General features: G+C 69.2%; 7 protein-coding genes. 5 read left to right on the forward strand and 2 right to left on the reverse strand.

The annotated features are described in order from the left end of the window. The first annotated feature begins 65 nt into the window (after positions 1–65). The gene (locus OIE53_RS07135) at positions 66–6,305 is read left to right on the forward strand and encodes an NACHT domain-containing protein (RefSeq protein ID WP_327025779.1); all 6,240 of its coding nucleotides are present in this window, start codon (positions 66–68) and stop codon (positions 6,303–6,305) included. Here OIE53_RS07135 and OIE53_RS07140 read toward each other — a convergent pair. Together OIE53_RS07140 and OIE53_RS07145 are read right to left on the reverse strand one after the other, a co-directional pair. Beyond that, positions 6,272–7,498 (reverse strand): type IV secretory system conjugative DNA transfer family protein, encoded by a 1,227-nt coding sequence (locus OIE53_RS07140; RefSeq protein ID WP_327025780.1) that lies wholly within the window; start codon positions 7,496–7,498, stop codon positions 6,272–6,274. The genes OIE53_RS07135 and OIE53_RS07140 overlap by 34 nt on opposite strands. A gap of 203 nt (positions 7,499–7,701) precedes the next feature. Beyond that, a complete protein-coding gene (locus tag OIE53_RS07145; RefSeq protein ID WP_327025781.1) occupies positions 7,702–8,907 on the reverse strand; it encodes a hypothetical protein in 1,206 nt (401 codons plus the stop codon). 138 nt (positions 8,908–9,045) lie between these two features. Between OIE53_RS07145 and OIE53_RS07150 the strand changes: the two genes are divergently transcribed. From OIE53_RS07150 to OIE53_RS07165, 4 genes are all read left to right on the forward strand, one after another. Then, positions 9,046–10,569: an NAD(P)/FAD-dependent oxidoreductase gene (locus tag OIE53_RS07150; protein ID WP_327025782.1), complete on the forward strand. Its 1,524-nt coding sequence runs from the start codon at positions 9,046–9,048 to the stop codon at positions 10,567–10,569. Positions 10,570–10,864: 295 nt separating this feature from the next. Then, on the forward strand, positions 10,865–12,208 hold the full coding sequence (locus tag OIE53_RS07155; protein WP_327025783.1) for a serine/threonine-protein kinase: 1,344 nt from the start codon (positions 10,865–10,867) through the stop codon (positions 12,206–12,208). Positions 12,209–12,248: 40 nt separating this feature from the next. Then, positions 12,249–15,980, forward strand: coding sequence for an ATP-dependent RecD-like DNA helicase (locus tag OIE53_RS07160; protein ID WP_327025784.1), 3,732 nt, complete (start codon positions 12,249–12,251; stop codon positions 15,978–15,980). A gap of 113 nt (positions 15,981–16,093) precedes the next feature. Continuing rightward, a complete protein-coding gene (locus tag OIE53_RS07165; RefSeq protein ID WP_327025785.1) occupies positions 16,094–17,710 on the forward strand; it encodes a flavin monoamine oxidase family protein in 1,617 nt (538 codons plus the stop codon). The last annotated feature ends 6 nt before the right edge of the window (positions 17,711–17,716 follow it).

Below are 17,716 nucleotides of genomic sequence, written 5' to 3' on the forward strand. Positions count from 1 at the left end.
GAAGATCGGCGCCGGACTCAGCCGGTGAATCCACGTATCGGGTTGACGCCTCAGGCGCCAAAGGCGTGCTGGTCGGGGATAACGGCGTCCAACACCTCCATTTCTATTACGGCGGCCAGACAGCCGAGTCGGCGGCCGACGCCGGCGCCGCCCTGCGTGCGTACCTGGAATCGCTCGCGGAGTGGTACCGGTGGCTGGAGTTGCAGGGGATCCGGGAGGCCGGGTCGCTGCGCATCGAGTTGGACAAGGTCTACGTCGCCCTGAAGGCGGAGCCGGAAAGCGAATACGACCTGCGGCATCGCGCGAAGCTGCACGAGATCGAGATCCGTGAGGCGGCGGGCGGCGCGCCGATCGATTCGATCGCGCCGACCCACCTGGAGGCGCTGGACGCCGAGAACGTCCGGCGGACCCATCAGCCGCGGCGAGAGGACGCGCGGCGAGCGCAGGTGACCGAGGTCCGGACGATCGCCGACGTGATCCGCCAGCACACGCGGATGGTCCTGCTTGGTGGGCCCGGCAGCGGGAAGACGACCCTCAGCCACTGGCTGGCTCTTCAACTGGCCCGCGGGCTCCTGGACCAACTGGGGCGGGAGGTCGCCCCGCAGGTGGGGCCGGACCTGGCGGGCAGCCTGGGCGTCCACGTCCGTGCTGACGCGACCTTCTCGTTCTCAAGGGCACACGTCGCCTCGATGTTCGCCACCGACGACGCGAACGCCGACCAGGTGAGCGCGATCGGCATCGAGGTGCTGCCGACACGGGGGACCCTGGCGCTGTCCGGGGTACCGGTCGTCGTCGGGCAGATCGTCAAGATCGACCAGGTGGAACGCCTGACGTTCACCCCCGCCGCCGGCGAATGCGGCACCGGCTACGCACACCTGGGCTTCTCGGCGTACGACGAGACGGGGCTGCTCGCCTCGGCGACGGTCGTGATCGATGTGGGGGTGCACGTACAGGTGCCGGTCTCCCAGGTGGACCCGGATCAGCGTCCCGCCCTGGCGGACGAGCAGCTGGTCGATCTCGGGCCGGCGCGGCTGCCGGTCTTCCTGCGGCTGGCCCACTTCGCCCGGGAACTTGCCGATCGGGAGCGGACGCGGCGACCCACCGTCTCCCTGGACGACTATCTCGGGCGCGACCCGGACACCCAGGGATGGGCCGGTGCCCCCGGCTCCGACGCTCGCAACACCCTGGTACGCCGATTCCTCGAAGCCGGCCGGGCGGTGGTCGTCCTCGACGGTCTCGACGAGCTTCCCGAGGCCAACCGCCGTACGGTCCTGTTGCGGGTCCAGGACTTCATCGAGCGGTTCACTCCGCCCAACGCACCGGAGGCCGCAGAGCTGCCCTGGCAGGTCGGCGGCAACCAGGTCGTCGTCACCAGCCGGTACGTCGGCTACAAGCTGATGCCGGTCCGGGGCGGGTGCGCCCACTTCGGGATCCAGCCCATGCAGCGTCCGGCGGTGGAACAGTTCGCCCGCGCCTGGACGGCGGCGGTCAACGCCGAGCTTGCCGTCGGCGACCAGCGCGGCCTGGTCGCCGAGGCCCTGATCGAGGAGATCTACGACGACCTGCGACCGGCGATCCGGGAGCTGGCGACGAACCCCCTGCTGATCACCATCCTGGCGACGGTCTACTGGGCCGATGGTCGGCTGCCGGACCAACGTGCCGGCGTCTACGACCGGGTGGTGGAGAACCTGCTGCGCATCTGGCTGAAACGGCCAGAGTGCGAGGCACAGTCGCTCGGACGGGAGGAACTGCTGGCGGCCCTGGAGCCGCTGGCCGCCGAGTTGCAGGGCAATCCCGCGAGCAACGGCCTGGTCGCCCTGGACCGGATCGGTGAACTCATCGAGGGCCCGCTGGCGCTCATGCGGCGGGCGAACCCGGCCGACCGCGCGTTCCGCCCGGTGCTCGACGCCCTGCTGACCACCATCAGGAAACAGGTCGGCCTGCTGGCGGAGCAGAGTTCCGGCAACTACGCCTTCTTCCACCGGACCTTCCAGGAGTTCCTGGCCGCCCGGCGCATGCTCTCCGACCGGGAGAACGCCGCAGCGAAGATGGTCGAGCGGCTCGACGACCCGCAGTGGCGGGAACCGCTGCTGCTGGCCCTGGGCTTCGCCATGATCAGCCCGGAGTGGGGTGGACCGCAGGCCCGGACCCGACTGCTAGCCGACGTGCTCGCCGCCGACGACGAGGATCCGCTGCTGCCCCGGGCCGCCATCCTGGTGGTCAACGCCCTGCCCGACCTCACGGACGTGCCGAAGTCGATCGTCGGGCAGGTGGTCCGGCGACTACTCGGACGCTACGCGTTCAGCCAGGACCAACCGCAGGCGGTAGGGCTGCGGGAGGGGATCTGCGCGGCGTTCGTACGGTTGCGTGACGGCCCCCGCGCCGACCTCGTCGCCGAGATGATCGCCGAGGCGATCCGGCGCCCCACCGACGACCACGATCTGGCCGCCGCGGCGGCCGACGTGCTGACGCAGCTGCACTGGTTCACCACGAACACGGTCGAGGCACTCCTGCACGCCGTGCACCGGGATCGGGCGGATCTGGACTGGCCGATCCACTGGGCGTTGCTCGCCGCCCTCGGCCAGCCCGTCGGCAGCGCCACCGGGCCGACGCCGACGCTGAACATGTCGCGGCTGCTCGCGGCCCACCTGCCGATGCGCCGGCTCCTCGAGACCAGCCCGGAGCTCATCGCGTTCGTCCGTGCCGACAGCGACTGGCTGTGGCTGCTGATCGCTCTGTACGGCGGGCTGGGTCAGGCTCAGCCGCAGCGACGGCGGGGCGAGCACCATCCGGAGCCGCAGCCCGACGCCACCGCTGCGACCGAGGGGCGCGCGGCGGAGACCGCGCCCATCGAGTTCTGTCCGGCGGACATCGTGCACGACCTTGCCGATGCGGAGTTGAGCCGCCTCCTCCTACGGCACCTGCGCCAGCGGCGACCAGCCGGCGACCTCGTCGAGACCTTCCACACCCGCTGGCGGCATGGCACCAACCCGGCCGGCCGCGCCGACGCCCTCATCGGCCTGGCCGCGCTCGGCGAGGATGTCCTCCCACTGCTCACCGAAGCCGTCGGTGACCGCCAGGCTGCCGCTCAGCAGGCGCTCAGCCGGTTCGGCTGGCTGCGCGCACTGCTGCGGGAACCACTGGTCAGGTCGACGGAGATCGCCGCGCGCACCATCCCCGAGGTGGCACCGGAGACCCACCAACTGGATCTGCTGCGGATCGTCATCGAGGCGCGGACCGCCAGCGGCGGGGGTGCCCTCCAGGTCAGCGATCGGATCCCCGCCCACTGTCTCGTCGCCGCGACATCGGCTCAGGTACGGGAGGCACTGGCGGCCGAGTACTGGGCGTACGTCTTCTCCGGCTCTGCCGACGAGCGGCCCGAGGTGCTGTGGGCCAACCTCCGGGCCGCGACCGAGGCGCAACCAGACTCGGCTGACCCACCCGGCGGTGGCTGGTCGATGCTCGCCCGGGCGCGTAACCACCTGTCCCGGCGGCGCCTACCGTGGCCGCAGATGATTCTCGCCCCCCGGTGCGACACGCCGACCGAACGGTATCTCGCGATGCTGGATGGAATCGCGACGGCACCGAGCGAGCGTAACTACCTGGCCGGCTACCTGTTGGGACGGCACCGGTCGATGGTGGATGACAACCCGGCACTGCTGTGGGAGACATTGGCGATCGGCCTGCTGCGCGGGGAGGAGTTCAGGCTGGGGTACTTCGCCGGTGCGAACGGCGACCGGGTCTTCGACTCCACCTGCGCGCCGACCGCCGCTGAACACCTCGGCTCCTGGTCGGACCGGCTCGTCGCTCGTGTCGAGCTGGATCGACCGATCGCTGATACGCAGGACACGCCCGCCCTGCGGCCCGTTCTGACGGAGGTCTTCCTCCAACGTACCCAGGGGGTCGACAGACCGGGCGAGGTCAGCCTGGCGTCGATCTCCACCATGCTGAGGTACGCCTATCGGGTCACCGACCCGTACCTGCGGTTCCGCGCCCTGTGGCGGCTGTGCGACAGTCTCGGCCGAGAGCACATGCTCGCCCTGCGACTGGACGTCCTCGGCCTCATCGAGAGCATCACCGACCCGCACGACCGGGCCCGTGCCTTCGAGTGGGTCGTGCTGGCGATCCCCGGCAAACAGGCCTGGCTCGGCCTCGGGGAGATCGTCGATCTGGCCGGGCAGGTGGAGGCACTTGCCGCGATAGACGATCCGGAGAACCGGGCCCGCGCCCAGACCCGGCTGGCGCTACTCGTGCCGGAGCGGCTGACGGAACTGCGCGACGCCGCAGTCGAATCCGTCGGCCAGATCACCGATCCGTACCGGTGTGCCGAGGTCGTCGCCGACCTACGCGCCGCCCTCGTCTCGAACCTCGCGCAGCCGCTCGACGCTGTCGCCGAGGCCATGCCGGATCCCTGGCTGCGCGCGAAGGCGCACGGCCGTGCCTCCCGCCTGATCGCGGCCTACCGGTCGCGCTACGACACCCCGGCGTTGCTCTGGCGGCTGCCGACCGACAGCGGGCCGCACGGCGACGTCAGTTGCCGGCTCGCGCAACCGACCGGGCAACTCGCCTGGGGACTGCTCTTCCTGAGCGTCACGGCGGCCGAGGCCGAAGCGCTCGGGGCGACCACTACCGGCGACGGCGACCACTGGGCCCTGCTGCTCGGCCCAGACCTGCCGGTGGGTGTGGAGAGACTGGTCGGCTCGGTGCGGGATGACGCCCTGCGGGTCGGCGCCCGGGAGGTGTCCGTGCTCAACCACGTCATCGGATCGGGTCGGGCCGCAGCCCTCGATCCGCTCTGGGCACACCTGGAGTGCACCGACTCCGGGGCGATGGCGATCATCACCCGTTGGGGTGGTGGCGACCCGGCGGTGAGCGGCTGGAAGGCGCTGGTGCAGGCGGAGGCCGGGCACCTCACTCCGGAGGGTGCCGCAGCCCTCATCGAGTTGGCGAGTGAGTCGACCGATCGCCTTCGCCTGCGGGCCGCTCTGGCCCTGCACGGGCGCAACCCGGTGTCGCGCAACCGAACTCGCCGCTGGTCCGTGCAACGGGTCGGAGCGAGGACGGTGGAGGTGATCGCGGACCACGCTCATCGCGACGACTATCCGCCGTCCGTGCGCAGCACGCTGCGGTGGGTCGCCCATGACATCCACCACGACGACGTCGAGGCGCTCGACAGGTGGTTGCAGGAGGCGGCCGAGCAGGACCACGGAGCCGCGTCCTGGATTCTCGGTTTCCTCGAGTCGGTCGACCATGAGCTGGTGATGCCGCTGCTGGAGGCTCTTCCCTCCGCGCCGCAGGGCCTGCAACGGACGCTGCTCACCGCGCTGGCCCGGCTGGCGCACTGCGGCGAGGCCCTGTATCCGAGCCGTGCTGCGATGCGAGGTGCGATCCGGGCGGTGCCGGCCGAGGTCCGGCGGGAGGTGGCAGTCCTTCCCCAAGGGCCGGTGACGTACCTGAAGGTCGTGACGCGGGTGGTGGCCGACGGTGGCGAGGAGGCGCGCCTGGACACCGCGCTCGGGCTGCTGGACGACTTCTACGTCTGGCTCGACGACGGGTGCCTGGACGATGACACCGCCTGCGTCAACCGGCTCAAGCAGATCGGCGGCGAGTTCTACGTAGCGGTCGGCTCGAACAGCTACTGGGCCAGGGCGGACAAGGCCGCAGCCGAGCTGGCGGAGAACGAGCGGGCGCTGCGGCTGCTGCTCTCCTGGGTCCAGCGTCTGAGCTTCGGGCAGACCGACAACAAGAACCTGGGGGACCTGCTCGCCGCGACCTACGCGCTGGCCCGACAGTCGCCCGACGCGTTCGCAGCCCTGGCGGATCCCGACGAGTGGGAGCCGCTGCTCGCCGAGTGGGCGGAGACGGCCGAGTGGTGGATCGTGCGGTTGTCCGCCGTCCGGCTGCTCGGTCTGCTCCGCCGGGTCACGACCCGGATCACGGCGGCCCTGGGTGCGGCCATGAACGACATCTCCTTCGTCCAGCAGGCCGCCTACCAGTCGGTCGCCGAGTTCCGCCAGATGAAGGACGACATCATTCCGGAACTGGTCGACCTGCTGGACGACCGGAACACCGCCGTCGCCGCGGCATCGGTCCGGCTGTTGGTCAGCCTCGCCGATGCCGAGAGCACGACCGTGGACCGGCGCCGGATCCTGCGCGGACTTCAGGACGCGGCAACCGGTTCGCTGCGGGCCCGTCCCGTCCATCTGATGCGGGATCTCGACGATGAGCGGCCGATGTCGATCGAGTTCGTCGATCGACTGGACCGGATTCTCTACCGGGCGATCTTCGAGCTGAGCGGATTCTGAGCGTCTAACCTCCGGGCCCGGTGCAGTGTGCCGTCGAGCCGGACGAACTGTTCGCCCGGGCCGAGTGACCAGACGTCCGTCGGCGCCAGGCCGAGCAGCGCCTCGGCCTCGGACGCCGCCGCGGTCTCCCTGCTGCCGAAGACCTGCACCACACCGGAGCCGGCGACGATCTCCGGCCAGCGACTCGGGTACGTGGTGCGGAGTTGGTGCAGGTCGTGCCAGAACGTCCAAGCGCGGACCGCCGAACCGGACCGAAGCCGGAGCACCGCCTCCAGCAGGGGGAAGGGACCCAGTTCCGCACAGTGGTCGAGGAGGAAGAGGGTGGGTGGGACCCCGGCCCTCGACGCTTTCAGGGCATTGTGCAGCAGGGTGCCGACCCAGACCCGCAACAGCGGAGCGTGCGTGGCCAGCCGCTCCGGAGGAACCATCAGGTAGACCGTCACGGGTGCTCCGGCACGCATCTCGGACAACGAGAAGCTCGATCGGCTCACGCTGCCCTGCACCTGCGGATTGGCGAACGTCTTGAGGTGCGACGTGAGATGCGTGAGGATGCGGGACCGGGTCACGTCCTCGCGTTGCAGGAAGTCCGCTATCTCCGAGTACGACATCTTCGGAATCTTCTTGCCGATGGTGTCCAGCACCACGGCCAGGTTGTAGATCACGTCGTCCGAGTGCATCGTCACGTAGACCTGGTCGAACGATCGACGGTCCGGGACCGCCGTGAGGTAACCGATCACCGCGCTGAGCAGCCCGAACGCGCTCTGCTCGATGCCGCTGCCCGGCGAGTTCCCAGGGACCAGCAGCTCGGCGAGATCCTGACAGCCGGATTCGAGGGCCGGTGACGGCAGACCGTCGAGTAGCGTCATCGGGTCGAGGGCGTCCGACTCGGGCCCGGCCACCTCGAAGGGGTCCAGCCGTACCACCGTGTGGCCCATCGCGCGCCGGGCCGCCGCCGTGGCGGCGTACGCCTCACCGGTCAGGTCGACGGCGACCACCTGACCGGGGTAGGTCAACAGGTTCGGAATCAGGCAGGACTGGCACCGGCCCGACCGGTTCGACGCGATCGTCAGCAGGTGGGCGTTCTCGTCATAAGTGAGCAGCCCGGACGCGGACGAGGTGGCGGGTGTTGCACCGTTGCGACTCGGCGGCACGACCTGACCGAGCAGAAGCGCCTCGCGACCCACCTCGCTCATTCGCGCCTCAGTCCGCCGACCGGGTGCCGCTGCGTATGCTCCCGCGCCGGACGGCGTCGGTCAGGTCAGTCATCCCGGATCTCCCCGATGGGCCCTGCGAGCATGTCTCCTCCCGATTCTGCCTCCCCGAGCGCGAGGTGAGCCACACCGCCCGGCGTCCTGTAGGCCATCGGACAGATCGAGGGATGACGAGGGGATCACGTTCAGATGATGAAGTGGGTCCAGTAGGCGAGCCAGATGACGAGCAGGGCGCCCTGGAGCAGCGCGAGGGTGGCGGTCATCCAGACGTCGAGCTGAGGTCGCCGCGCCCAGCGGGCCAGCACCAGGGCCACCGGGAACACGGCGAGCAGATAGCGCAGCAGGCTCTTGTACACCGGTGGACCCATCGACAGCGGCACCAGCACCATCATCACCCCGTACACCAGATAGGGCAGGCCCAGGCGGCGGGCGCCGGCGACGAGGACGGCCAGGAACAGCACGGCGATCCAGACCCGTACGGCGTCCGGCGCCGCCCCGGTCAGACCCTGCCAGAGCACACCGAGCGGATTCTGCACCCGGATGCCCCAGCCCTGCTCCTGGGTGTGCTTGTAGGCGAACCAGTCGCCGCTCTGCCACCGGCAGAAGGCCATGAAGGTGAGCCATCCCGCAGGTAGCAGCAGCAGCGGCCACCCGGATCGTAGGTACCCCCACAGGGCGCGCGGATGCAGCCGGTAGCCGCCCTGCCCGAGCAGCACCAGGGCCAGCGGCAGTGCCACGAAGAACCCGGCCGACCGGCTCAGCGCGAGGAAGAAGCCGATGACTCCGACGAGCAGCCACCGTCGCTGCTCCGCGTAGTAGAAGGTGGCCAGCGTCAGGCAGAGGAACAGCGACTCGGTGAGCGCCGCGTGGAACAGGAAGGCGGTGGGCAACAGCACCAGGTACCGCACGAACCGTCGGGCCGCCGGGCCGGTGCCGGCGGCAGCACCGCGACCGTCGCCCAGCAGGCGCTCGCCGAGGCGGACGCCGTAGTAGAGCAGACCGAGGAAGGCCAGGTTGGCGATGACCAGCAGCGCCAGTGCGGTGTCGCCGCCCAGCAGCGGGGCGAGAGGGCGGGCCAGGAAGGGGTACAGCAGGGGAAAGCCGAAGTCCCGCCACGGCTCGTCGAGGGGCAGCCGTGCCAGGTGGTCGTAGAGGAACGAGTCCCAGGCGAACCAGAGCGACAGCCAGCCGTGCGGTGAGATGTCCCGCTGCTGCTGGCGCATCTGCGCCTCGTCGGGCGGCGGCGCCCACCCGGTGCCGTCGAACGCGGCGAGCGTGAGTACCCCGACCAGGGTGAACACGATCTTGGTGCCGAGGAAGACCGCGAGCACGTACGGCCAGGGTGCCGGCACCCGTGCGAGCGCCCGGCCCACCCGGCCCGTCCCGACCATCCGTCCCCCGAACCGTCCCGCCACGAATCGGGGCCGCGTACCCGATCCGGCGGCGACCACACCCGCGTCGCGCAGGTGATGTCGCCGCGATGGCGGGTAACCGGCCGGGTCGGTCGGGGGACGTTAGGTGGCGGGGACATGGGCGACGAGTACGGCACCGTGGTGATCGGTGCGGGTCCGGCGGGGCTGACCGCGGCGTACGAGCTGCTGCGGCACGGTGCCCCGGTGCGGGTGTTCGAGGCCGACGAGGTGGTCGGCGGCATCAGCCGTACGGTCGAGCGGGATGGCTGGCGGTTCGACATCGGCGGGCACCGATTCTTCACGAAGGTGTCCCGGGTCGAGGACTTCTGGCACGAGATCCTGCCGAACGAGGACTTTCTGCTGCGTCCCCGGATGAGCCGGATCTACTATCGGGGGGCGCTCTACGACTACCCGCTCAACGCCGGTAACGCGCTACGGAACCTCGGCCTCTGGGAAGCCACCCGGTGCATGGCGTCGTACGCCCGGGCGCGATTGCGGCCACCGGCGGACCAGTCGCACTTCGAGGGGTGGGTGTCGGCCCGCTTCGGCTGGCGGCTCTACTCGATCTTCTTCAAGACGTACACCGAGAAGGTCTGGGGGATGCCGGCCGACCAGTTGCAGGCGGACTGGGCGGCGCAGCGGATCAAGAACCTGTCGCTGGCCAAGGCGGTGCGCAACGCGGTGCTGCCGAAACGCAACCGCACGGACGTGACCAGCCTGATCGAGGAGTTTCAGTACCCCAAGCTGGGGCCGGGCATGATGTGGGAACGCTGCGCCGAGCAGGTACGGCGGCGCGGCGGCACGGTGCAGACCGGCACCTGGGTCACCACTGTGCACCGCGACCCGCAGCAGCGTCGGGCGACAGCGGTCACCGTCGACGGCGTCGACGGCCGACGCACCGAGCCGGCCGATCACGTCATCTCCTCGATGCCCATCTCGGAACTGGTGGCCGCGCTGCGTCCGGCCCCGCCGCCGCAGGTTCTCGCCGCCGCCGAGGATCTGCGTCACCGGGATTTCCTCACCGTGGCGCTGGTGGTGCCGGCGGAGTTCTCCTTCCCCGACAACTGGATCTACGTGCACGATCCGGACGTGAAGGCGGGCCGCATCCAGAACTTCGGCTCCTGGTCGCCGTACCTGGTCAAGGACGGCCGTACCTGCCTCGGGCTGGAGTACTTCGTGTCGGTGGACGACGAGACCTGGCGTACGCCCGATGCGGAGCTGATCGCCGCCGCGACCCGGGAGTTGGAGACGCTGGGCCTGGTCCGCCCCGGGGTGGTCGAGGCCGGCCACGTGGTGCGGATGCCGAAGGCGTACCCGGTGTACGACGAGCGCTACCAGCGCAACGTCGAGGTGATCCGGCAGTGGCTGGCGCGCGAGGTGCCTAACGTGCACCCCGTCGGGCGCAACGGCATGCACCGCTACAACAACCAGGACCACTCGATGCTCACGGCGATGCTGACCGCCGAGAACATCGTCCGGGACGCCGGCCACGACGTCTGGTCGGTCAACGTGGAGCAGGACTACCACGAGGAGACGGCCCGCAACGACGGGCGGCACGGCACCGGCCGCGACGCCCCACTGATGCCGGCCCCGCCGCTGTCGACCAAAACCGTCGTCCCGAGTGCCGGCGGTCGACGGTAGCCAGCCCCCGCAGGACGAGCCAAAGGTCCTCCGCCGGGTGCCGGCGACCCGTCCCGCTTCGAGTGACCGGATTTCTGCGTAAGGGCAAGCAGCGCCAGTGGTCACGCGTGGATGTCGCCGAATCACGTACCGCAGTGGGGAATCTGCATTGTCGGTAAGCCGACATGTGAATGTGGTTCTGCCGGCTTCATTGGTTTCCGCAGATCGCATGATCGAATTACGATTCGTTGGTTCGACGTAAGCGAGCACAAATTGGCTCGCTGCGTCCACTGGTGGCGGACCGACGGAGGCGGGTGTGTTGGAGCGGAGTCTGCTCAACGGCCGCTACGAGTTGGAGGCGCTGCCGGTTCCCGGCGGGGCGATGGGACAGGTCTGGTTCGGCCGCGACACCACCCTCGACCGAGAGGTCGCGGTCAAGTTCATCCGCTTGCAGGCCGACCGGAACGACGATGCCCTCGTACGCCGGTTTCGGCGCGAATCCCGCATCATGGCCCGGCTCGAACATCCGGGCGTGCCGGCGGTTTACGACTGGGGTGACCAGGATGGTCGTCCCTTTCTGGTCATGCAGCGCATTCGCGGCATCAACCTCGCCGACCTGATCGCGGAACAGGCGCCGCTGCCGATCGCCTGGGCGGCGGCCATCGCCGCGCAGGTCTGCGCCGTGCTCGTCGCCGCGCACGAGGCCGGATTGGTCCATCGTGATCTCAAGCCGGGCAACCTGATGCTGGACCCGGCCGGCGCGGTCAAGGTGCTGGACTTCGGACTGGCCGTGGCTCCCGCGCTTCCCGACTTCTCGAAGATCACCCACAGTGATCAGCACCCAGGAACACTGGCCTACATGTCGCCGGAGCAGTTTCTCGGCGCCAACGAGCCCGGCCCCGGCTGCGACCTCTACGCCCTGGGCTGCACCCTGCACGAAATGCTTGCCGGTAAGCGACCGTTCGACGGATCGACCACGTACCTGCTCATGAACCAGCACGTCCATGAGCCACCGCCGCCGCTGTGTGACGTGCGGGCAGACATACCGGCCGGCCTGGAACGGCTCGTGCTCGACCTGCTGGCGAAGAGACCCGAAGACCGCCCGACCGACGCGCACACCGTTCACCAGCGGCTACTGCCGTTCGTCCGTGACCTGGGACACCTGCCCGGCGCCCTCGGCCCGCCGTCGCAGCGCAGTTCTGTCCGAATGTACGCGGGCATCCTGGGCCGGGTCCTCGCTGACGCACCAGCCACCGCGCCGGCACAGCCCACCATCAACGGCGCTGATTCGCCGGGCACCGTCGAACCACGACCCACCCGGAGCGTCGGCTTCGAACTCGCCGACAGGTGGTTCGACGGTGGTGACTACTGGAATGCGGCTCAGGCGTACGCCCAAACCGCCGCAGACCTTGATCCCAGTTCGGATCTCGACCACCTTCTGCACTGCCGCAAGCGGGAGGCCGCCTGCTACAGCCGCATCGGCGACGACTCTCGCGCCCTGCGCACGCTGGAGGAGTTGCTGCGCCAACTGCGACCGGTTCTTGACGGCGACGACGCCCGAATGACCGACCTACAGCGCCAGATCGCTCTGCTGCAACTCAGTGCCGGTCGACGCCACGAGGCCAGCAGGACACTCAACCGGTTGTCACGAGACCGATGACCCGGCTGGTCTGAACGCTAGTTGTCAACGAGGAGAGTCCATGGGCAAGCCGGTAGGGCCGATCGAGCACATCTCCATTCGTGTCCCCTGGCACGACGGTGGATGGAACGGCACGGTATGCCACGACCCGCGCGGCAATGGCTCCTGCGTACTCCTGCCGACCATCGGCAAGAACCGGCGCGACCAGCAGGAACAGAATCTGGCCGGCAGGCCGCTCACCGATCTGCCGTTCGGCGACACGCCACCGTGTGTCGCCGAACGCGCCACCTTCATGTCGCCGCGGCCGATCCCGTTCCAGCGGGTCCACCCGTTCACCGACAAGAACCCAGCATTCGCGACCTTCCTGCCCACGCCGCAGCCCCTTCCGCCCTACTCGGCGCAGGCGGTGCCCTTCCGGTGGATGTCGCGGCAGGAGGCTCAGGCACTCGGCGAGGAACGCCAGATCGGTCTCCAGACGGACCTCGAGGAGCAGGTCGACGCAATCACCGGCTGGAAGGACATCCACTGGGTGATGCACGGCGACAACCAGCGGTCGCTGTTGAACGCCTTCTTCGACACCGTGCAGCCCGACCGCAGCCTCGTCTTTTTCTACGCCAAGCACAGCCCACTCACCGACGACCCGCGCCGACTGCTGGTCGGCGCGGCGACGGTCGCCAAGGTGACGCCCACCGGCGCCTACCACAGCAGCGGCGGTGAGCGGTTCCCGGCGCAGATGTGGGAGACCACCGTCGAGCATTCGCTGCGCCCGGACCAGCAGCAGGGATTCCTGCTGCCGTACCAGGCTCTGCTGGCCGCCCGCGACACCGACAATGTCGATGTCGGTGATGCCCTGGCCTACGCGCCCGAGGCAGGCTGGGTAGCCTTCTCGTACGTCACCGAGCATGTCAGTCACGACCTCGCCATCGACGCCCTCCTCGCCCTACAGGCCGCCGGCCACAACGCGCAGCGGATCCTCGGCGACGACGCTGGGCGGCTCGGGTTCGACTGGCTGGAGGCACAGCTCAATCGGCTGTGGAAGCTGCGCGGCCCGCGTCCTGGGCTGGCCAGCGCCCTGTCTGCGTTCGGTGTGCGTCGATCTGTCACCTTCGCCCACATGGTCGCGGCGACCGCAGGCCCCGACGCCGATCCGTGGCCGACCCTAGAGCAGGCGATGGTGGATCCCGAGCGTCTCGGCATGAGCGCCTCCGCTCACCTCACTCCGAGCCTGCGCAAGACCTGGCAGGCGCTGAAGCCCGAGCGGCGGGAGTTGCTGCAACTTCTCAGCCGCTTCTCCCTCACCCGAGAGCAGGCCGAACGCTTCTTCGTGGTCGAGCAGCGCGATCCCGCGCTGACCGACGAAGCCATCATCGCCAACCCGTACCTGCTGTTCGAGGCCGACCGTGACCAGCAGGAACCGGTGTCCTTCTCGGTGATCGACCGAGGATGCTTCCCCGACGCGAAAATCGCCTCCGCGTATCCGCTGTCGAAACCCACGGCGATGGACGACGGGCTCGATGCGCGGCGCGTACAGGCCTTGCTGATCGACGAACTGCAACGGGAGAAGGTGACCGGTCACACGCTGCGTCCCCAGGCCGACCTGGTCACCCACATCCGGGAACGCGCCGAACACGGGCTGAGTGCGCCGTGTCCGGTCAGCGCCGATGTCCTCGACGCACACCAACTCTCGGCCGGAACGCTGCCGTCGGGCTCGCCACTGACCGGGCTGCTGCTGCCCGACGGCGCTCCCGCGCTACAGCTCACCGAGTTGGCCACGGTCGGCGCACTGATCCGGGACCGGGTCGAGCAGCGGGCCAAGGCCGCACCGATCGGAGGCGAGCCGGATTTCGTCGCCCTGCTCGATGCGGCTCTCGGTGATGTCAAGGACGGGTTGACCGACCATGAGCGGGAAGCGGAGGACCGCGCGCGAGCAGAGAAGGTCGCCGCCCTGAAAACGTTGTACTCGTCGCGGATCAGTGTGCTGATCGGCCCGGCCGGCACCGGCAAGACCACCCTGCTGAAGGTGCTGCGGCACACCGGCGCGGTCGCCGCCGGGGGAGTCCTGCTGGTCGCTCCGACCGGCAAGGCCCGGGTGCAGCTGGCACACCGGGTGGAGGCGGAGGCCGTCACCCTTGCCCAGTTCCTGATCAAGAAGGGACGGTACGATCCGCAGCGCGAGCGGTACCTGATCACCGGAGACCCGCAGAGCCGCGCCACGAACTACAAGTCTGTCGTCGTGGACGAGGCGTCGATGCTCACCGAGGAGCAGTTGGCCGCGCTCCTGGACGCGGTGACCGGCGTACAGCGGCTGGTCCTCGTCGGCGACCCGCGGCAGCTGCCGCCGATCGGCGCCGGTCGGCCGTTCGTCGACATCGTCCGGCGGCTTGCGCCCGAGGACATCGCTACTCGCCACCCGCGCTGCGCGCCCAACTACGCCGAGCTCACGATTCCTCGGAGGCAGGCCGGCGACGAACGCGACGATCTGATCCTGGCGAGCTGGTTCGCCGACGGCGAGTTGTCCCCGGCGGCAGACCTCATCTGGGAGCGGCTGCGGTCCGGAGAGAACCTACCCACCCTGCGAGCCGTCCACTATCAGCAACCCACCATGTTTCGCACGCTGCTCGCCGTGCTGCGCGAAGAGGTCACGGAACTCCGCGACGCATCCGACGAGGAACTCGCCAACGCCTTCGGCCGCAGCTACGGCGGCCAGGTCTCCGGCAAGGGCAACCTCTACTTCCCGAAGGGTGCCGGTGCCCGGGCCGATGCCTGGCAGATCCTCTCGCCGGTGCGTGGTCGCGGCTGGGGCACCACCGAGATCAATCGAGCGCTGAAGGACGCCTTCGGTGCCAAGGCGCTGGCTCAGTCGACGGGGCTCAACCGCTACAACGCCAAGCCGATCGGCCCGGAGCGGATCGCCGTCGGTGACAAAGTGATTAACATCCGCAACCACACCTTCCGCGAGAACGGGGTCTACCCGAAGGGAGCGGAGCCTTTCGTCGCCAACGGCGAACTCGGTGTGGCGGTGGGGCAGACCCGATCACAGTGGGTCAAACGCCCCTGGAAGATCGAGGTCGAATTCAGCGGACGATCGGGCGTCAAGTACGACTACTACGACTGGGCCGACAACGACCGGGCGGCGATGCTGGAACTCGCCTGGGCGATCACCATCCACAAGGCGCAGGGCAGCGAGTTCGGCATCACCATCGTGGTGCTACCCGCAGACGGCGCGGGACTGAGCCGCGAGTTGCTCTACACGGCGCTGACCCGGCAGAGCAGAAAGGTGATCCTGCTGCACGAGGCCGACCTGAACGAGGTCGCCAAGTACAGCTCGGCGGTATGGTCCGACACGGCCGGTCGGCTGACGAACCTCTTCGTGCCGTCCCAGCCGATCCAGGTCGACGGGACTGTCATCGACCGTGGCCTGGTGCACCGTACCGACGGCGGGGAGCTGGTCCGGAGCAAGAGCGAAGTGATCATCGCAAACCTGCTGCGGCAGCTGAACGCCGTGTACCGGTACGAGGAGCCGTTCACCGGAGACGACGGCCGTACGGTCCGTCCGGACTTCACCATCGACACCGACCTCGGCGAAACGGTCTACTGGGAACACCTGGGCATGCTCACCGACCCTAGGTATGCGGCCAAGTGGGCGAAAAAGGAGGACTGGTACGCCCGCAACGGTGTCCTGCCGTACGAGTCGGGCGGTGGTGCGCGGGGAAAGCTTGTCATCACCGACGATCGCGGCGGCGTCGACGTGCCGCACTGGCGCGAGATAGCCCGCAAGGCCCTGGGGTTGTGAGCTACCAGTCGTCATCGAACATCGGGTCACGTCGATCAAGCGTAACCACGTAGCCACGTCGGTGAAACTCCCCGTTGAGATCGTCATACCTCGATCTTGTGAGGGAGGCGGCGATGACAACTCCGACGACACGACGGCAGTTCCTCCAGGCCGTCGGGGTGTCCGGTGGAGCAGGTGTCCTCTACAGCACCATGAGCGCGCTGGGACTGGCACCACCGGCACAGGCGGCGCCGCCGTTTCGGGCGCCGGACCGATCGGACTTCACCCTGACCGGCCGGTCCGCGAAGTCCGTCCTGGTCCTCGGTGCCGGCATCGCCGGGCTGGCCGCCGCGTACGAACTCGGCAAGGCCGGCTACCGGGTGCAGATCCTGGAGGCCCGCAACCGTCCCGGCGGCCGCAACTGGACGGTGCGGGGTGGCACGGTCGAGACCGACCTGGACGGGCACACCCAGCGGGCCCGCTTCGCCGGTGGCCAGTACCTCAACGCCGGTCCGGCGCGGATCGCCCAGCACATGGTGACCATGGACTACTGCCGGGAACTGGGGGTGCCGGTCGAGATCTTCGGCAACCAGAACGCGGACGGCTACTACTTCAACGACAACGTCGGGGCCCTCTCCGGGCAACCCGTGCGGCACCGGGAGGCCAAGGCCGACGTCTACGGGTACGTCTCCGAACTGCTCGCCAAGGCCACCGACCAGGGTGCCCTGGACACCCACCTCACCGGCGAGGACAAGGAGCGGCTGCTGGAGTTCCTGCGGTCCTTCGGCGCCATCGGTCCCCGGGTGGCCGGTGATCCGGCGGCCAGTTGGCGCTACACCGGCACCAACCGGCGCGGCTACGAGGTGGAACCGGGCGCCGGCTTCCAGGCGGGCATCCCCAGACTCACCCCCTACCCGCTGTCCGACGTGCTGGCCAGCGGTGTCGGCCGGTACTTCTCCTTCGAGTTCGGCTACGACCAGGCGATGTTGATGTTCCAGCCGGTCGGGGGGATGGACCGCATCGCGTACGCCCTGGCGGAGGCCGTGGGGCGGCGCCACATCAGCTACGACGCGGAGGTCCGTTCCCTGACGAACACCGGCTCCGGGGTGTCCGTGGTCTACACCGGGCCGGGTGGAAAACTACGCACCGCGACCGCGGACTTCTGTGTCTGCACCATCCCGCCGCAGGTGCTGGCGAAGATCCCCTCGAATCTCACCGAGCCGGTCCGGACCGCCCTGGCGTACGCCTCCCCGAACGCCACCGGCAAGATCGGGTTGCAGTACCGTCGGCGGTGGTGGGAGCAGGACGACAAGATCTACTCCGGCATCACCAACACCAACCTGGACCTGTCCGCGATCTGGTACCCCTCCTACGGCTACCACGGCGCCAAGGGGGTCGTGGTCGGGTACTACAACAACGGGGCCAACGCCCGGGCGTACGCCGCCCTGTCCCCGGCGGACCGGGAGGCCCGCGCGGTCGCCCAGGGGGTACGCATCCACGGCGAGAAGTACCGCACCGAGTTGGAGTCCTCCTTCTCGGTGGCCTGGGAACGCACCCGCTACTCCGAGGGCGGCTGGGTGTCGTGGCCCTCGCGCACCACTGGCGGACACTACGGGCGGCTGCTGGAGCCCGACGGCCGGGTGTACTTCGCCGGTGACCACCTGAGTCACTACATCGCCTGGCAGGCCGGGGCCTTCGAGTCGGCCCGTCTGGTCGTCACCGACCTGCACGCCCGGGTCATGGCTGGCTGAGGGGTC

This window comes from Micromonospora sp. NBC_01739, assembly GCF_035920385.1.
Lineage (GTDB): Bacteria > Actinomycetota > Actinomycetes > Mycobacteriales > Micromonosporaceae > Micromonospora.